Below are 16,131 nucleotides of genomic sequence, written 5' to 3' on the forward strand. Positions count from 1 at the left end.
TCTCAGGATTGCCGGTCGCCCGGACCGGTCTCGCGGTCCTTGCGCTGGTCCCAGGTGAGGTCGCGGGTCGCGTTGGTCTGCCCGTTGCCTCCGCCGCCGACCAGTCCCTCCACGTCCTTGGGCCCCATCAGGGCCAGCTCCTTGGGGGTGAGGACCGGCGGCTTGTCCGAGGGGATCCGCTTGCCGTACCCCTTGTAGGAGCCGCGCGAGGGGCGCTTGCGCACCGGCGCGAAGATCTCCAGGACCTGCTCCTTGGAGAGGGTCTCCTTGTCCAGCAGCTGCAGCACCAGTTCGTCGAGGACGTCCCGGTACTCGACGAGGATCTCCCACGCCTCGTCGTGGGCGGCCTCGATGAGGCGGCGCACCTCCTCGTCGATCAGGGAGGCGATCTCCTCGGAGTACTCGCGGCTGTGCGCCATCTCGCGGCCCAGGAACGGCTCGGTGTTGCCGTTGCCGAACTTGCGGGCGCCCAGCCGCTCGCTCATGCCGTACTCGGTGACCATGTTGCGGGCCAGCGTGGTGGCCTTGTCGATGTCGTTGGCCGCGCCGGTGGTGGGCTCGTGGAAGACGAGCTCCTCGGCGGCGCGTCCGCCCAGCATCATGGCCAGCTGGTCCATCATCTCCGAGCGCGAGGTGAGGAACTTGTCCTCCATCGGCAGGGACATGGTGTACCCGAGGGCGCGGCCCCGCGGCAGGATGGTGATCTTGTGCACCGGGTCGGCGTTCGGCAGCGCGTGCCCCACCAGGGCGTGGCCGCCCTCGTGGTAGGCGATGATCTTCTTCTCCGCCTCGGACATGACCCGGCTCTTGCGTTCCGGCCCTGCCATGACCCGGTCGATGGCCTCCTCCAGGATGGCCATGTCGATCTGCTGCTGTCCGCGCCGCGCGGACAGCAGCGCGCCCTCGTTGATGACGTTGGCGAGGTCGGCGCCGGTGAACCCGGGGGTGCGCCGGGCGAGCACGTCGAGGTCGACGTCGGGTCCGATCGGCTTGCCCTGGGCGTGCACCCGGAGGATGCCCTTGCGGCCCTCCAGGTCGGGGCGGTCCACGACGATCTGCCGGTCGAAGCGGCCCGGGCGCAGCAGCGCGGGGTCGAGGATGTCGGGGCGGTTCGTGGCGGCGATCAGGATGACCCCGCCCTTGGCGTCGAAGCCGTCCATCTCCACGAGCAGCTGGTTGAGGGTCTGCTCGCGCTCGTCGTGGCCGCCGCCCATGCCCGCGCCGCGGTGGCGGCCGACGGCGTCGATCTCGTCGATGAAGACGATCGCCGGGGCGTTGGCCTTGGCCTGCTCGAACAGGTCGCGCACCCGGGAGGCGCCGACGCCGACGAACATCTCGACGAAGTCCGATCCGGAGATGGAGTAGAACGGCACGCCGGCCTCGCCCGCGACGGCGCGGGCGAGCAGGGTCTTGCCGGTTCCGGGCGGACCGTACAGGAGCACGCCCTTGGGGATCTTGGCGCCCAGGCTCTGGAACTTGGCCGGGCTCTGCAGGAACTCCTTGATCTCGTGGAGCTCCTCGATGGCCTCGTCCGCGCCCGCCACGTCGGCGAAGGTGGTCTTGGGGGTGTCCTTGGAGATCAGCTTGGCCCGGGACTTGCCGAAGTTCATGACCCGGGAGCCGCCGCCCTGCATCTGGTTCATGATGAAGAAGAAGACGGCGATGACCAGCAGCAGTGGCAGGAAGCTGAACAGCAGGGACAGCCAGACGTTGTCGCCGGGAACCTCGACGTCGTACGCCTCCAGGTTGCCGCCCTGGTTGGCGCGGAGGGCCTCGGCGAGTTCGGCGCCCTGGCCGTCCACCCAGTAGGCCTCGTACAGTTCACCGTCGACGGTGGTCAGCTCGATGCGCTGGTCCTTGTCGATGATCTTGGCATCCCTGACCTCGTCCTCCTCGATCAGGGTGAAGACCTTCGACGTGTCGGTCTTGACGTGCTCGGGTCCACTGCCCCACCCCATGAACTGGGAGACCACCAGGAGCATCAGCAGGATGGCAATGAACCACAGCCACGGTCCACGGTACAAACGCTTCAGATTCATCTATACGGAACCCCGCCGGGCCCGTCCCTTCTAACAGCGGTCCCTCCGAGTAGCGCAGAGGCGTCGGCGTGCGTCAGCGGTCCGGGACGACGACCCGTCGTCGCGCCGGACCCCGTCGGCTCGTCGCGGCGCCTCATGCCGACCGCCGGAAGCGGGACCTGTCGGACATGTGCTCCCTACAATGATGCCGGGATAATCGACGGTACACCCAGACTCTTCCGCGCCACTCGCGCGGTGCGGCAGCACGCCGGGGTTGTCCCGTCATGAACGCAACGCTTGGCGGCGCCCCTGTTGTTCCCGACCGGCTCTTCCGGGAAGAGGCCCGCCGCATCCGCCCGCGGAGTGGTCCTCAGTCGTACACGTGCGGTGCGAGAGTACCGATGAACGGCAGGTTGCGGTACTTCTCGGCGTAGTCCAGACCGTATCCGACGATGAACTCGTTGGGCAGGTCGAAGCCGACGTACCTGACGTTCAGGTCGACGTTGAGCGCCAGCGGCTTGCGCACCATGGTGCAGATCTCCACCGACGCCGGCTGGCGCGACCTGAGGTTGCCGACCAGCCAGGACAGGGTGAGTCCGGAGTCGATGACGTCCTCGACGATGAGTACGTTGCGCCCCTGGATGTCGGTGTCGAGGTCCTTGAGGATGCGGACCACGCCCGAGGAGGTGGTGCCCGCCCCGTAGGAGGAGACCGCCATCCAGTCCATCTCGCAGGGGTGGTGCAGTTCCCGTGCCAGGTCCGCCATCACCATGACCGCGCCCTTGAGGACGCCGACCAGCAGCAGGTCCCTGCCTGCGTAGTCGGCGTCGATCTCGGCTGCCATCTCCCGGGTGCGGGTCCTGATCTCTTCCTCGGTGACCAGGATCTTGTCCAGGGCGGAGCCCATGTCCTTCGCGTCCACGCTTCAGGTCCTCGCTGCTCAGCTAGGGGTTCCTCGATCGCAACCAAGAATAAACGGACCAAACGGCGGTCTCGGGCGCACCCTGCGGAAGACGGGGCGGGCGCACTGCTCCGGGTCGCCGCTCAGTCCTCGGCGGAGACGACGATCCGCCCTCCGCTTCTGCGGCCCCGGCGGGCTCCGGGCAGGTCGACGTGGCTCTGGCCCCGCCAGTCGGTGACGAGCCGGTCCAGCGCGAAGACGTGCTCCGCGGTGAGGGCTCCCGCGGGGCATCCGGCCGCGAGGGCGGCGCGGCGCAGCAGGCGGGTGCGGATCGCGCGGGGCAGGGCGGCCAGGGAGGCGACGTCCAGGGCGCCTGTTCCCCGTCCGGCCTGCTGCTCCGCCCGGTCCGCCCACTCGTCCAGGGCGTCGGCGTCGTCCCGCAGCAGGGTGGCGGTGCGGGCCAGCGCCTCGGCGATCCCCGGTCCGAGCACCCGTTCCAGCACGGGCAGCGCGTCGTGGCGGACCCGCGAGCGGGCGTAGGCGGGGTCGGTGTTGTGCGGGTCGGCCCAGGGTTCCAGGCCCATGAGCGCGGCCGCGGCGTGCACGGTGCGCCGGTCCAGGTCGAGCAGGGGGCGCAGGTAGCGGCCCGAGCGGGGGGACATGGCCGCCAGCGACCGGGCGCCGGATCCCCGGGCCAGCCGCAGCAGCACCGTCTCGGCCTGGTCGTCGCGGGTGTGTCCGAGCAGGACGGCGGCGGCCCGGTGGACGTCGGCGGCCTTCTCCAGGGCCGCGTAGCGGGCGTCGCGGGCGGCTCCCTCGGGGCCGCCCCGGGTGCCGACGGTCACCGAGATCCGTTCCACGGGGGCCAGGCCCAGGTCGCCGAGCACGGCGGCCACCGTGTCGGCGCGTTCGGCCGATCCCTCCTGGAGGCCGTGGTCGACGGTGACCCCGCCGGCGCGCAGGCCCAGCCGGGGGGCGACGAACGCGGTGGCCCCCGCCAGCGCCAGCGAGTCGGGGCCGCCGCTGCAGGCCACCAGCACCAGCTCGCCGGCGGTCAGGCCGCTCAGCGCACGGCGCACGGCCGCCCGCACCAGCGCCACGGGGGGCGGTGGTCCGCTCACGTGTGCTCCGGGCTCCCGGTTACTCGGCCTCGGGCTCCTCGCCCGGGGAGATCGGCAGCGGCGGGTGGACGACGCGGGCGATCCAGGCGTCGGGGTCGCGGATCTCGGCCAGGGTGGGCAGTGTCTCGGGCGACTCCCAGACCCGGTTGAAGTCGGCCATGCCGACCCGGGCGACCACGGCGCGCACGAAGGCCGCGCCCTCCTCGTACTGCTTCAGTTTCAGGTCGAGGCCGAGCAGTTGGCGGATGGCCTTGTCGATCCGGTTCCCGCCGTGGCGGCGGCGCTCGAAGCGGCGCCGGATCTCAGCGACGCTCGGCACCACCTGGGGGCCGACCGCGTCCATCACGTAGTCGCCGTGGCCCTCGGCCAGGGTCATGACCGCGGTGATGCGGTCGAGGATTTCGCTCTGCTCCTCGCTCTGGAAGACGTCGATGAGGTTGGCCTCGTTGCCCCGGACCACCTCGGCGACCGCCTCGCCGATGGCGCGCAGCCGCTCCAGGAAGTCTCCGGCGCTGAGGTTGGACGCCCGCAGGTAGTCGGTCATCAGCTGCTGCACGTGGCCGCGCAGCCACGGGTTGGCGGTGAACTGGGTGCGGTGCGTCTCCTCGTGCAGGCACACCCACAGCCGGAAGTCGTGCGGGTCGACGTCGAGCTCCCGTTCGGCGTGCACGATGTTGGGGGCCACGAGGGTGAGGCGGCCGGTGGGCGCCCTGCCCTCGGGGTCGGGCGGCAGGAACAGTTCGTACTGGCCGAGCACCCGCCCGGCGAGGTAGGAGAGCACAGCGCCGAGCTGTGCCCCGGTGACCCGGGAGCCGACCGCCGTGGTGATGGTGCCGACGGGGGAGTCGCTCAGGGCGGAGGGGGCGAGGGAGTCGAGGACCGGTTCCAGGACCACCCGGAAACCGTCGACGTTCGCCCTGATCCACCCCGGCCGGTCGACGACGGTGGCGGGGCCCACCGGTTCGAGGCTGTTCATCCCGGTGAACTCGCGTACGTGGGTCTGCGCGATCACCGAGAGTTCACGCAGCTGGGCCACTGCCTGTCGAGCCTCGGTGAGGCTGATCTGCGGACCGGGCCGCACGAGGCGGACACCGGTGTTGACGGCTACTTCCCAGTCGATCAAAGTCACGTTTCCACCGTACCCACTCGTTCCCCGCCCATCGGGGATTGCCGATTGTTTCGGGGTTTTCTCAGGGTGTGCCCGCACTGCCCCGCACCGCCCCGGACATCCGGGTCCGTCCCGCCAACCGACCGCGGGATCTCGAACACCTGTTCGAGAATCGGGTATGCTGGCGCCGTGTCCGAGCGACGGTTGCCCGAGGAGTGGCCCGCGGGGGTGCGTCCCTTCTGGGCCGAGGACTTTCCACACAGCGCGGTCGAGTGGCTGTTCGGGCTGCTTCCCGGCGACTACCGGCTGCACGGGGTGCTGCGCAGGTATCCGGTGGCACTGTCCGGGCTGGCGCTGCGCCACGTCCGGGCGGAGCTGGCGGCGGCCCGGGAGGGGTACCGGGCCGTCCCGGCCGACCTGGACGGCCGGCTGCCCGCCGCAGCCGTCGACCAGGTCAGGAACGTCTACCTCACCGAGGGCGGCCGGCTGGCCGACCGGCTGCGCGCCGTGGAGGCCGTGGACCGGGCGCTGCGCGCGCTCCCTGCCGGGCCGGCCGCCCGGTGAGCGGATCAGGCGGTGACCCGCACCACCACGGCGGTCTCGGAGCCGGTGTTGACGAGCTGCCGCCCGTCCACCCCGCCGAGCACCCGGGTGCGGCCCGCCACCAGTTCCTGCACCGCCAGCAGGCGGCCGCCGGAGCCGGTGACCACCGCGTGGATGCGTCCGCTGACCAGCAGCAGCACGTCGCCGTGGGCGGCCTGGGACCCGGGGCGGGCAGCGGGCAGCGCGACGAACCCGTTGGGGGCCAGCGCCACCACGCTCATCCGCATCCGGCCCCGGGCGTGCCGCCGGGCGGCGCGCGGCGGACGCTGCCAGTGCCCGTACCGCCTCGGCCACAGCCGGGTCCGGGCGAGGACGGCGGCGGCTCCGTGGGCCGCGGCCATGAGCCGTCCGACGGTGGGCAGGGAGTGGGCGGCCAGGTGCGCGTAGCGGGTGCGCGCCCCGGCCATCACGATGTCCCCGATCCCGTCGGGGGAGGCGGCGGCGCGTCCGACCGACGGTTCGGTGGTGCGTTCTGCGGAAACGGAGGAAACGGTGGAAAGACCGGACAACATCGACGATGGACCTTCGTGCGGATCAGTCGCTCCACGCACGGCGGCGGGACGACGTCAGGAGTGCTGTGGCCCGGTGCCGGAAACGGCCCGGGGGAGGGTGCGCGCGGGGACGCACCGGAGGCGGGAGCCCCGTCGGCGGGGTCCCGTTCGCACAACGCGGATCAGTTGATCAGCGACAACACGAAGGAATCGGACAGAGCGCACTGGCCACACGACGGAAGACCACCGAGGTCGTGCGGGCGATGGCTGACTGGAGCGTGACAGTGCGCGGACGCATGCCGTCAAGAAGACCAACCCCGAGTTGCGATGTCAAGTCGGAGGCGGCGGTCAGAGTGTCGTCTCCCTCGTTGTTCGGCCTGCCCGGGGCGGCCGCGGCGCAAACGGTCTCCTCCGCCCGGGGGTTGTGTTTTTGGTCGGGACGGTGGTGACATCGGCCTTTGCCGAAACCACCGAGGCTCTGGTTGCGTAGGACGGCGGGCGGACGGCACGGGGCGCTCCGGCCGATCGGGGACCGCGCTCCCGGCGTTCGGAATCCACACCGGAGGTGACACGTGGGACATGGCGAAGCCCCCCGCCCCGGGGGCCTCGGAGCCGTGGCGGTCGCGCCTGACTCGGCGGGCGCGCAGGTCGTGCGGTTGGCGGTCCGCTCCCTGGTCGTCCTGGCGTCGGGGGTCATGGGCACCGGGTTCCTGGGCTGGCAGGCCGGAGTGCTGGTGGCGGTCCTGGTCGCCCTCAGCTACCTGCTGTCCGCCACTCTCGCCCCCCGCCTGCGCGCGCCGTTCGGCCGGGGGCGCCTGCTGCGCACCCTGCACCGCAACGGGTACCACGTGGTTCCCGGCGGCCACTCCCGGCACGTGGCGATCGGCTCGGGCGGCGTCTACCTGCTGGAGACCCGCACCTGGCAGCACGCGGCCTCCGGGGAGGGCGACTCCTGGATGATCGGCGCGCTGCCCGCCGAGCGCGCCGTGGAGCGGGTCAGCGCCCACGCGGCCCACCTGGAGCGCTGCCTGCACCTGGCGGAGAACTGGCCGGGGGTCCGGGTCGTCCCGGTGATCACGGCCACGGGCCGCCTGCCCGAGCCGGTGGTGTACGCGGGACGCGCGGTCATCGCCCGTCCCCGGCAGGCGGTCGAGCACATCCTGGCCCAGCCGACCATCCTCGATCCCCAGGATGTGGACGACATCGCACGGCGCTTCGCCGCCTGATCCCCCTTCGGAGGGGCCGCGCCGGCCGCGGTGGCGAGGGGGTCCCGCGGCGGAACGCCCCGGGCCGCCGCGTGCGGGTCGTCGGCGGAGCGGTCGCCCCGGAACTGGCCGGGCACCGCGGCCGTGGTGCGGCCCGGGGCAACCGCTTCGGTCGGAGGGAGTGTCTGCGGTCTGTCTCGGCCCGGTGCCCTCCGGGCCCCGGTGTGCCCGCCGAAGTCGCGGTGGTGGCGCTGGTCGCCGTGCTGCTGCGGTTGGTGGTGTCGACCGCCCAGACCTGTGCGGAGGGTCCGCTTCCGCGGTCCTGCCGGTTCGGCCGTCCCGGTCCCGGGGCGCGGCGTCCCGCTAGGGGCCGCGTTCCCGTCACCACGACCGCGCCACCGTCGTTCCGCGGATCAGTCGTCCAGTTTGAAGTACGCGCCGTTCTGGTGCCCGTGATCGGCGGCGCGCTTGATGGAGTTCCGGATCTCCTGCTCGGCCTCGTGGCGGCCCACCCAGGTGGCGCCCTCCACCGACTTGCCCGGTTCCAGGTCCTTGTAGACGGTGAAGAAGTGCTGGATCTCCAGCCGCTCGAACTCGTTGACGTGATGAATGTCACGCAGGTGCTCCATGCGCGGGTCCGTGGCGGGCACGCACAGCACCTTGTCGTCGCCTCCCGCCTCGTCCCGCATGCGGAACATTCCGATGGCGCGGCACCGGATCATGCAGCCGGGGAAGGTGGAGTGCTTGAGCAGCACGAGCGCGTCCAGCGGGTCGCCGTCGTCTCCCAGGGTGCCCTCGATGAAACCGTAGTCGGCGGGGTAACTGGTCGAGGTGAACAGCATGCGGTCCAGCCGGATGCGGCCGGTCTCATGGTCCATCTCGTACTTGTTTCGCTCTCCCTTAGGGATTTCGATCGTGACGTCGAATTCCATACTGTTCTCGGCTCCCCTAGCGACTAGTGTCGCCATAGTTCACAGGTTTTCGCGACGCCGACGGAAGGCAGGTACCGGGAGTGCGGAACGATCGACTCTGGGCTCTCCTCACCTTGGCCTTGCTCACCATGTTCGTGCTGGCCACCGGCCTGGTCGCCCGCGACGCCATCGCTGCGCGCCCACCGGAGACCGTGCCTGTTCCCGTCGCGGTCGCAGAGACGGTGCCTCTTCCGGCCGCCGCGGATGCCGCGGCCGTCGATCCGGCCCGGCTCGCGGATAAGCTCGATGATCCCATGTCGCAGTCGGGCGTCGTCGAGGGGCTCTCCGCATACGTGGTCGACGCGGAGACCCACCAGGAACTCTATGTGCGCGACGCGGACGAGGGGGTGGTCCCCGCCTCCACCACCAAGATCGTCACCGCGGTGGCCGCCCTGCACACCCTCGGGCCCGACGCGCGGATCGCCACCGAGGTCGTCCGGGGCTCCTCGCCGGAGGAGGTCGTCCTGGTCGGCGGCGGCGACCCCACGCTGACCGAGCACGCCGACCCGGACCGCTACCCCCGGCTGGCCAGCCTGGAGGAGCTGGCCGCCCAGACCGCGGACACGCTGTCCGAGGAGGGGGTGACCGCGGTGCGGCTGGGCTACGACGAGTCCGCCTACACGGGCGAGGCCCTCGGGCCGGGCTGGAAGCAGGGCTACATCGACGAGGGCAGCACCGCCTCGGTGCACGCGCTGATGCTGGACTGCGGGATGGCCACCGTCGTCGACGAGTGCGGGCGGATCGACATCCCGGTGGGGAGCAAGTACGGACCGCGGGTGAGTGATCCGCCGCTGGCCGCGGCCCAGGTCTTCGCGCGGAAGCTGGGCGAGGCGGGCATCACCGTGGTGGGCGAGCCGCAGGCCGCCCTGGCCGCCGCGGACGCCGAGACGCTGGCGAGCGTCTCCTCTCCCCCGGTCTCGGCCCTGGTCGAGAAGACCCTGATGGACAGCGACAACAACGTCGCGGAGGCCCTGGCCCGCCAGGTGGCGATCGCCCGGGGCGAGGAGCCCAGCTTCGAGGGCGCCGCCCGTGCGGTCATGGCGGTCATGGACGAGCTGGGTGTGGAGGGTGTGCGGGTCAGCGACGGCAGCGGCCTGTCGGTGGACACCCGGATCACCAGCAGGGCGCTGACGGAGCTGCTGGTGCTGGCCACCGACCCCGACCGCCCGGAGCTGTACCCGACGCTCTCGGGGCTGCCCACGGCGCACAGCACCGGCAGTCTGGGCGAACGGTACTCGCCGGCGAGCGGTGCCTCCGGGGGCGCGGGTCTGGTCCGCGCCAAGACCGGCACGCTCAACGGGGTCAGCGCGCTCGCGGGGACCGTCCACACCGCCCAGGGCCGTCTTCTCGTGTTCGCGTTCGTGGCCAACCACCCCGGTGCGACGGGGCCGGCCCTGGACCTCCTCGCCGCCGCCCTCGCCGAGTGCGGGTGCTGAGGGGCGGCGCCGGTCCGGCGGACGGTCCGAACGTGCGGTGCGGGCTCAGGCCGCGGCGGGGACCTGCGGGGCGAGCATCGAGTTGAGCAGGGCGGCGGCGCCGGAGGGGTCGTTGGCGGGGTGGGTGACGGTCATCCCGAACCGGTCGCTCCAGATGAACTTGCCGTCGCAGCACCACACGTTGAGGCCGCAGCTGGTGGAGATGAAGGCGACGTCCGGGGAGCCGGCCTGGTACCAGGGCTTGACCCAGCCCTCCCGCAGCTCGCAGAAGAGTGCTTCGACCGAACGGTCAGCGCGGAACCCGTGCCTGGGAAGACGCCGCACCCGGACGGCTTCGGCCAGTTTCGCCCGATAGGTCCGTGGATTGTTCAGTCGCGGATGGCTCAAGACTTCTCCTGCTGGCTCGGTCGCCGCTGCGTCGCGGCACTCCTTTCCCCGTTCAGCGGCCACTGGCTGTGTCCGCCCCGGTCGCTTCGCCCCACCGACGACAGACAACCGAAGGATCATCCTTTTTTACGAGGAACAGATTGCGTCGTTACCTCGTAGTGATCCTCGGAACCGGGATGCTAGCAGGATCTGCCCGCCTTCAGGAGCCTCTCCGAGATGTAGGCCATGTCACATTGTGATCATCTCGCGACCATGACATTGTGAGTGTTTTGCCTGGTCATTGCCTGATTTGCAGCCCCTCCGAGCGGCTCCGCACCCGCGTCTGACAGGGAGTGGTCAGGACCATTCGGACCGTATTGTCCGTACCTCCGAACGCTTGCCCGCAGGCGATTCGCCCATGACGACCTGTCCTGATATGCCGCCAACTCTCCTGAAAAACGTGGTTGATCCCTCATCGCGTAGTACGGAAGCCGCGAACACGGACCGCCACTTCCGGGGAACTCCCCGAAACCGGGACACGGGCACCGAAGTACGATCGGCGCTGACCGCGGGCGGCCGAACGGGGGATCGGGGGATCGATGACTCTGGAAACACCTCACCACAAGAGCAGAGAAAGGTCCGATGATGGGCTCCATCGCGCGGTGAGTGAGCCTCCCGGCGGTCCCCGCGCCTGGCTGGTGTGGGGCACGGCGGCCGCCGTCTACCTCCTGGCCATGTTCCACCGCAACGGCATGAGCGCGGCCGCCCTGCACGCCCAGGAGCGTTTCGACCTCGGCCCGGCCCTGCTCTCCACGCTGCCCGTGGTCCAGTTGGCCATCTACGTCCTCCTCCAGATCCCCTCGGGCCTGCTCGCCGACCGTCTGGGACCGCGGCGGTCGCTCGTGATCAGCCTGGGGGTCATGGCGGCGGGGACGATCCTGTTCGCCCTCGCCCCGGACGCGCGGACCGCCGTCGCGGGGCGCGTGCTCATCGGCGCGGGCGACTCCCTGGTCTTCCTCAACGTCATCCGGGTGGCGGCCCTGTGGTTCCCCCGCCGGCAGTACAGCCTCGTCAGCGCGCTCACCGGCCTGGCCGGAGGGCTCGGCCAGCTCGTCAGCGCGGCCCCGTTGTCGGCGCTGCTGAACGGCTTCGGCTGGGAGGTCTCCTTCCTCGGCGCGGGAGCGGTGAACCTGCTGGTGGGCGCGCTGGTGCTGCTCCTGGTCCAGGACCGGCCCGACGGGCGCCGCGCCCCCTCGCACGCGTTCCCCTCGATGCGGGAGAGCCTGGCGGAGGCGCTGTCGCACCGGGGCCCGCTCGTCGGCATGGCCGCGCACGCGGTCATCATGGTGCCGTTCACCGTCCTGGGCGTCCTGTGGGGCTACCCGCTGCTGGAGGAGGGCTACGGGCTCTCGGCGCGCGCCACCGGCCTGCTGCTGACCGGAGCGATGGTCCTTCCGATGGCCCTCGTGCCGTTCCTCGGCCGCATCCCCGGCAGCCACCCGCGCGCCCGCAAGCCGATGGCGCTGGGCCTGGCGTGGACGGTCACCCTGCTCTGGTCGGGTGTGGTGCTGTGGCCGGGCGGCCTGCCCCCGCTCCCGGTCGCCGCGGCGGTGATCCTGGTGAGCGCCTTCGCCTCGGTGCTGGCGCCGTCGATCTCCTTCGACTACGCCCGCGACGGACTGCCCGAGCAGCGCACCGGGGCGGCCTCGGGCCTGGTCAACATGAGCGGCTTCACGTCGGTCATGCTGGGCGTGGTGGGCGCGGGCATCCTGTTGGACATGGGCGGCGACGAGGCGTCCTTCCAGGTCGCCTTCGTGCCGATGACCCTGCTCTGCCTGACGGCCTCGACCGCGATGACGGTGCTGCTGCGGCGCGGCCGCCGGTGACCGCGTACGGGCGCTCCGGCCGCCGCGTCACGCGGCGGCCGGAGCCGGCGTCAGCGCACCCGCACGCACAGGGCGGTGGCGATGGCCGCGATGCCCTCTCCCCGGCCGGTGAGGCCGAGCCCGTCGGTGGTGGTGGCGGAGCAGGACACCGGGGCGCCCACCGCCGCGGTGAGCACCTTCTCGGCCTCGTGGCGGCGCGGCGCGAACTTGGGCCGGTTGCCGATGATCTGAACGGCGATGTTGCCGATCTCGTAGCCCGCCTCCCGGACACGCCGGGCGGCCTCGGTCAGCAGGGCCACCCCCGAGGCTCCCCGCCAGCGGGGGTCGGAGGTACCGAACTGCGAACCGAGGTCGCCCAGAGCGCATGCCGAGAAAAGAGCGTCGCAGGCCGCGTGCGCCGCGACGTCGCCGTCGGAATGACCGCTCACTCCTGTTTCACCGGGCCATTCGAGCCCGGCGAGGAAAAGCGGACGTCCCGACATGAAAGGGTGGACGTCCGTCCCGACACCCACCGTCGGCAATTCACGAATCACATCAGTGCTTCTTGGTTCGGTTAACTGGTGAGAACCTCGTCGAGAAGAGCCTCGGCCTTGTCCTCGTTCGTCTTCTCGGCGAGAGCCAGCTCACTCACCAGAATCTGCCGGGCCTTCGCGAGCATTCGCTTTTCGCCGGCGGAGAGGCCGCGTTCCTTGTCGCGCCGCCAGAGGTCCCGGACGACCTCGGCGACCTTGTTGACGTCACCGGAGGCGAGTTTCTCCAGGTTCGCCTTGTACCGCCGCGACCAGTTCGTGGGCTCCTCGGTGTGCGGTGCGCGCAGCACCTCGAAAACCCGGTCCAGACCTTCTTGACCAACCACGTCGCGGACCCCCACCTCTTCGGCGTTGTCCGCGGGAACGCGCACCGTAAGATCGCCCTTGTCGACCTTCAGAACGAGGTAGGTCTTTTCCTCGCCCTTAATGGTTCGCGTTTCGATAGCTTCGATTCGAGCAGCCCCATGATGGGGGTAGACAACAGTGTCGCCGACCTTGAAAGTCATGTGACAAGTACCCCTTCCGCTTCTACCAGGATACCACGAACCTGTCGCTTAACGCACCTGTCGGATTTGTGAATACGCAGGTCAAGGCCCTAATCGCAGGCTTGACAAAGCCGGCCCCGGCCGCCTGTCGAAGCATCGGGAAAACACACCGGGTACGCCCCAGGCCGCTTCTCCTGATAGTGGTGGGAACTACCCATTCTACCCGTGACCGCCCAACTCGGCCACGGGTCCACGCAGAACAGGGCCGCGGGGGTGTCCCCCGCGGCCCTGTTCCGGGCTGTTCGGCCGTCCCGGTCAGCCCTCCCCGTAGGAGTCCTTGGGACGCTCGCCGGTCACCAGGTAGACGAGGTTGTCGGCGACGTGGACCGCGTGGTCCCCGAAGCGCTCGTAGAACCGGCCGGCCAGGGTGACGTCCATCGCGGCCTCCACCCCGTGGTTCCACTTCGGGGAGAGGATGCGCTCCAGCAGCTTGCGGCGGAGCCGGTCCATGCGGTCGTCGTCCTTGTCCAGCTCCCGGGCGGTCTCGGCATCCCGGTTCGAGACGACCTCCCCGGCCTTGACCACCAGGAGCTCCGCCTGGTGGCCCATCTCCAGGACTATGGAGCGCAGCTCCGCCGGTACGGCCGAGTCGGGGTGCCTGCGCCGTGCGATCTTGGCGATGTGCACCGCGTGGTCCCCCATCCGCTCCAGGTCTCCGGACATGTGCAGAGCGGTGATAATGACCCGGAGGTCCTGCGCGACGGGCTGCTGTCGCGCCATGAGGGCGAAGGTGCTGGTCTCGATCTCGTCGTTGAGCTCGTTGATCCGCTCGTCCCCGGAGATGACCTCCTGGGCCGCGTCGAGGTCGGCGTCCAGCAGTGCGGTGGTGGCGCGCGCGATCGCGTGCCGGGCGAGCCTGGTCATCTCGACCAACCGGTCGGAGAGGGCGTCAAGCTCCTCGTGATAGGTGTCGCGCATGTTCTCAATCGTCCCAAGCGGTGTTTGAACCACCGAGGAATCCCCGGTGAACTCTTGAAGAAACTCGGTTGCCCCACCCCCCCAGTCGGGTAACGGGACGTTCCGTCCGCTTACGATCGAATTGTGGAAGGGGAACTGCTGGCCGCGATCGCGGGACTCGTGGGGCTCGTGACAGGCGTCGCGGCCGGTCTGGCGTTCCGCATCAGCGAGTCAAGCCACAGTGATACCCCCGATCCCGTACCGCAATCAGTCCTGCCCCCGGGAATCGCCGAGGTGCTCGCGGCCCTGCCGTCGTCGGCGGTCGTCCTGGACTCCACCGACCGGGTGCTGCGCGCCAGTTCCGCGGCCCGCGCCTACCGGCTGGTCGTCGGCGACGAACTGGTGATCGGGGAGCTGCTCGCCCTGGCCCGCCAGGTCCGCCGGGACGGGGTGATCCGCGAGACCGAGATCGAGGTGTCGGTCCGCAGGTTCGGCCCCGACTCCACCTCCTTCGCGGTACGGGTCGCCCCCCTGGGCGGCACCGGCCTGGTCCTGGTCCTGGCCGAGGACCAGACCGAACGGCGCCGGGTGGAGGCGGTGCGCCGCGACTTCGTCGCCAACATCAGCCACGAGCTCAAGACCCCGGTGGGCGCGCTGTCGCTGCTCGCCGAGACGATCAACGACGCCAGCGACGACCCCGAGGCGGTGCGCCGCTTCACCGCCCGGATGAAGCACGAGGCGGACCGGCTGACCAGCCTCATCCAGGACCTGATCACCCTCTCCCGCATCCAGGGCGCCGAACCGCTGTCCGAACCCGCCGAGGTCGCCCTGGACACCGTGGTCGAGGAGTCGCTGGACGCCGTGCGCACCGCCGCCGACACCAAGAACATCGAACTGGTCTCCGGCGGCGCCGAGGGCGTCTCGGTGATGGGCGACGAGGGGCTGCTCATCACCGCGCTGCGCAACCTGGTCGCCAACGCCGTCTCCTACAGTCCGGAGAACACCCGGGTGGCGGTGTCGGTGCGGACCGCCCCCGCCTCGGTGGAGATCAGCGTCGCCGACCAGGGCATCGGCATCCCCCCGCAGGACCTGGAACGGATCTTCGAGCGCTTCTACCGTGTGGACGCCGCTCGGAGCCGGGCCACCGGAGGCACCGGCCTCGGCCTGGCGATCGTGAAACACGTCATGACCCTTCACCGAGGGGAAGTGACAGTGTGGAGCAAGGAGGGCGAGGGGTCGACGTTCACGCTGCGTCTGCCCCGGTCCGAGACCCCGGAGCCGTCGGGCTCCACTGCCAACAGCTATCGGGAGGCAGCACAGTGACGCGTGTACTCGTCGTCGAGGACGAGGAATCCTACAGCGACGCCCTGTCGTATCTGCTTCGCAAGGAGGGCTTCGAGGTCGCCGTCGCTCCGACCGGCACGATCGCCCTGGAGACCTTCGACCGCACCGGCGCCGACCTGGTCCTGCTCGACCTGATGCTGCCGGGGCTGTCCGGTACCGAGGTGTGCCGCACCCTGCGGCAGAAGTCCAACGTCCCAGTGATCATGCTGACCGCCAAGGACAGCGAGATCGACAAGGTCGTCGGTCTGGAACTGGGCGCCGACGACTACGTGACCAAGCCCTTCTCCTCGCGCGAGCTGGTCGCCCGTATCCGCGCGGTGCTGCGCCGCCGCAGCAAGGACGACACGATGCTGCCCAGCACCCTGGAGGCCGGCCCGGTCCGCATGGACGTGGAGCGGCACGTGGTGACGGTGCGCGGCGAGAACGTGCAACTCCCCCTCAAGGAGTTCGAGCTGCTGGAGGTGCTGCTGCGCAACGCCGGACGGGTGCTGACCCGCCCCCAGCTGATCGACCGCGTCTGGGGCGCCGACTATGTGGGCGACACCAAGACCCTCGACGTCCACATCAAGCGGCTGCGCGCCAAGATCGAGACCGATCCCAGCAGCCCGCAGTACATCATCACGGTCCGGGGCCTGGGCTACAAGTTCGAGCCCGGGTCCTGATCCCCCGCCCCCACAGGACGCGACGGCGGCCGGGCCCCGCGGGGCCC

16 protein-coding genes are annotated in these 16,131 nt (G+C 70.6%); 6 read left to right on the plus strand and 10 right to left on the minus strand.

Annotated features, from left to right (window positions below):
- Positions 1 to 2 precede the first annotated feature (2 nt).
- The 4 genes from ftsH to FOF52_RS15795 all read right to left on the minus strand — a co-directional run bounded on the left by ftsH (position 3) and on the right by FOF52_RS15795 (position 5,163).
- Positions 3 to 2,039 carry an ATP-dependent zinc metalloprotease FtsH gene (gene ftsH, locus FOF52_RS15780; RefSeq protein WP_248590707.1) on the minus strand — a complete coding sequence of 679 codons (2,037 nt, stop codon included), beginning with the start codon at positions 2,037 to 2,039 and terminating at the stop codon, positions 3 to 5.
- A 349-nt stretch (positions 2,040 to 2,388) separates the two neighbouring features.
- Positions 2,389 to 2,940 (minus strand): hypoxanthine phosphoribosyltransferase, encoded by a 552-nt coding sequence (gene hpt / locus FOF52_RS15785; RefSeq protein WP_248590708.1) that lies wholly within the window; start codon positions 2,938 to 2,940, stop codon positions 2,389 to 2,391.
- Between the two features lie 122 nt (positions 2,941 to 3,062).
- Positions 3,063 to 4,040: a tRNA lysidine(34) synthetase TilS gene (gene tilS, locus FOF52_RS15790; RefSeq protein ID WP_248590709.1), complete on the minus strand. Its 978-nt coding sequence runs from the start codon at positions 4,038 to 4,040 to the stop codon at positions 3,063 to 3,065.
- Between the two features lie 19 nt (positions 4,041 to 4,059).
- Complete coding sequence (locus FOF52_RS15795) at positions 4,060 to 5,163, minus strand: zinc-dependent metalloprotease (RefSeq protein WP_248593890.1); 1,104 nt, start codon at positions 5,161 to 5,163, stop codon at positions 4,060 to 4,062.
- 174 nt (positions 5,164 to 5,337) lie between these two features.
- Here FOF52_RS15795 and FOF52_RS15800 point away from each other — a divergent pair, with 174 nt between their 5' ends.
- On the plus strand, positions 5,338 to 5,712 hold the full coding sequence (locus tag FOF52_RS15800; RefSeq protein ID WP_248590710.1) for a hypothetical protein: 375 nt from the start codon (positions 5,338 to 5,340) through the stop codon (positions 5,710 to 5,712).
- Between the two features lie 5 nt (positions 5,713 to 5,717).
- On the opposite strand, the gene FOF52_RS15805 is transcribed toward FOF52_RS15800, so the two are convergent.
- On the minus strand, positions 5,718 to 6,263 hold the full coding sequence (locus FOF52_RS15805; protein ID WP_248590711.1) for a hypothetical protein: 546 nt from the start codon (positions 6,261 to 6,263) through the stop codon (positions 5,718 to 5,720).
- Between the two features lie 593 nt (positions 6,264 to 6,856).
- On the opposite strand from FOF52_RS15805, the gene FOF52_RS15810 reads away from it, so the two are divergent.
- Positions 6,857 to 7,468 (plus strand): hypothetical protein, encoded by a 612-nt coding sequence (locus FOF52_RS15810; RefSeq protein ID WP_248590712.1) that lies wholly within the window; start codon positions 6,857 to 6,859, stop codon positions 7,466 to 7,468.
- A gap of 392 nt (positions 7,469 to 7,860) precedes the next feature.
- On the opposite strand, the gene FOF52_RS15815 is transcribed toward FOF52_RS15810, so the two are convergent.
- The gene (locus FOF52_RS15815; protein WP_248590713.1) at positions 7,861 to 8,379 is read right to left on the minus strand and encodes an inorganic diphosphatase; all 519 of its coding nucleotides are present in this window, start codon (positions 8,377 to 8,379) and stop codon (positions 7,861 to 7,863) included.
- 80 nt (positions 8,380 to 8,459) lie between these two features.
- On the opposite strand from FOF52_RS15815, the gene dacB reads away from it, so the two are divergent.
- The gene (gene dacB, locus FOF52_RS15820; protein WP_425583724.1) at positions 8,460 to 9,854 is read left to right on the plus strand and encodes a D-alanyl-D-alanine carboxypeptidase/D-alanyl-D-alanine endopeptidase; all 1,395 of its coding nucleotides are present in this window, start codon (positions 8,460 to 8,462) and stop codon (positions 9,852 to 9,854) included.
- A 45-nt stretch (positions 9,855 to 9,899) separates the two neighbouring features.
- Here dacB and FOF52_RS15825 read toward each other — a convergent pair whose 3' ends face one another.
- Positions 9,900 to 10,241, minus strand: coding sequence for a hypothetical protein (locus FOF52_RS15825; protein WP_248590714.1), 342 nt, complete (start codon positions 10,239 to 10,241; stop codon positions 9,900 to 9,902).
- 578 nt (positions 10,242 to 10,819) lie between these two features.
- Between FOF52_RS15825 and FOF52_RS15830 the strand changes: the two genes are divergently transcribed.
- On the plus strand, positions 10,820 to 12,106 hold the full coding sequence (locus FOF52_RS15830; RefSeq protein WP_425265496.1) for an MFS transporter: 1,287 nt from the start codon (positions 10,820 to 10,822) through the stop codon (positions 12,104 to 12,106).
- 50 nt (positions 12,107 to 12,156) lie between these two features.
- Here FOF52_RS15830 and ispF read toward each other — a convergent pair whose 3' ends face one another.
- The 3 genes from ispF to phoU form a co-directional block, all read right to left on the minus strand.
- Positions 12,157 to 12,618, minus strand: coding sequence for a 2-C-methyl-D-erythritol 2,4-cyclodiphosphate synthase (gene ispF / locus FOF52_RS15835; protein ID WP_282574076.1), 462 nt, complete (start codon positions 12,616 to 12,618; stop codon positions 12,157 to 12,159).
- Positions 12,619 to 12,659: 41 nt separating this feature from the next.
- Complete coding sequence (locus FOF52_RS15840) at positions 12,660 to 13,142, minus strand: CarD family transcriptional regulator (protein ID WP_248590716.1); 483 nt, start codon at positions 13,140 to 13,142, stop codon at positions 12,660 to 12,662.
- A 294-nt stretch (positions 13,143 to 13,436) separates the two neighbouring features.
- Complete coding sequence (phoU, locus tag FOF52_RS15845) at positions 13,437 to 14,099, minus strand: phosphate signaling complex protein PhoU (RefSeq protein WP_248590717.1); 663 nt, start codon at positions 14,097 to 14,099, stop codon at positions 13,437 to 13,439.
- A gap of 138 nt (positions 14,100 to 14,237) precedes the next feature.
- Here phoU and FOF52_RS15850 point away from each other — a divergent pair, with 138 nt between their 5' ends.
- Both FOF52_RS15850 and FOF52_RS15855 read left to right on the plus strand, forming a co-directional pair.
- Positions 14,238 to 15,401 carry a sensor histidine kinase gene (locus tag FOF52_RS15850; RefSeq protein WP_248593893.1) on the plus strand — a complete coding sequence of 388 codons (1,164 nt, stop codon included), beginning with the start codon at positions 14,238 to 14,240 and terminating at the stop codon, positions 15,399 to 15,401.
- A complete protein-coding gene (locus FOF52_RS15855) occupies positions 15,398 to 16,084 on the plus strand; it encodes a response regulator transcription factor (RefSeq protein WP_248590718.1) in 687 nt (228 codons plus the stop codon). The genes FOF52_RS15850 and FOF52_RS15855 overlap by 4 nt, the downstream gene beginning before the upstream one ends.
- Positions 16,085 to 16,131 lie beyond the last annotated feature (47 nt).

Origin of the sequence: Thermobifida alba, assembly GCF_023208015.1 — a bacterium.
In the GTDB taxonomy this organism is placed as follows: Bacteria; Actinomycetota; Actinomycetes; order Streptosporangiales; family Streptosporangiaceae; genus Thermobifida; species Thermobifida alba.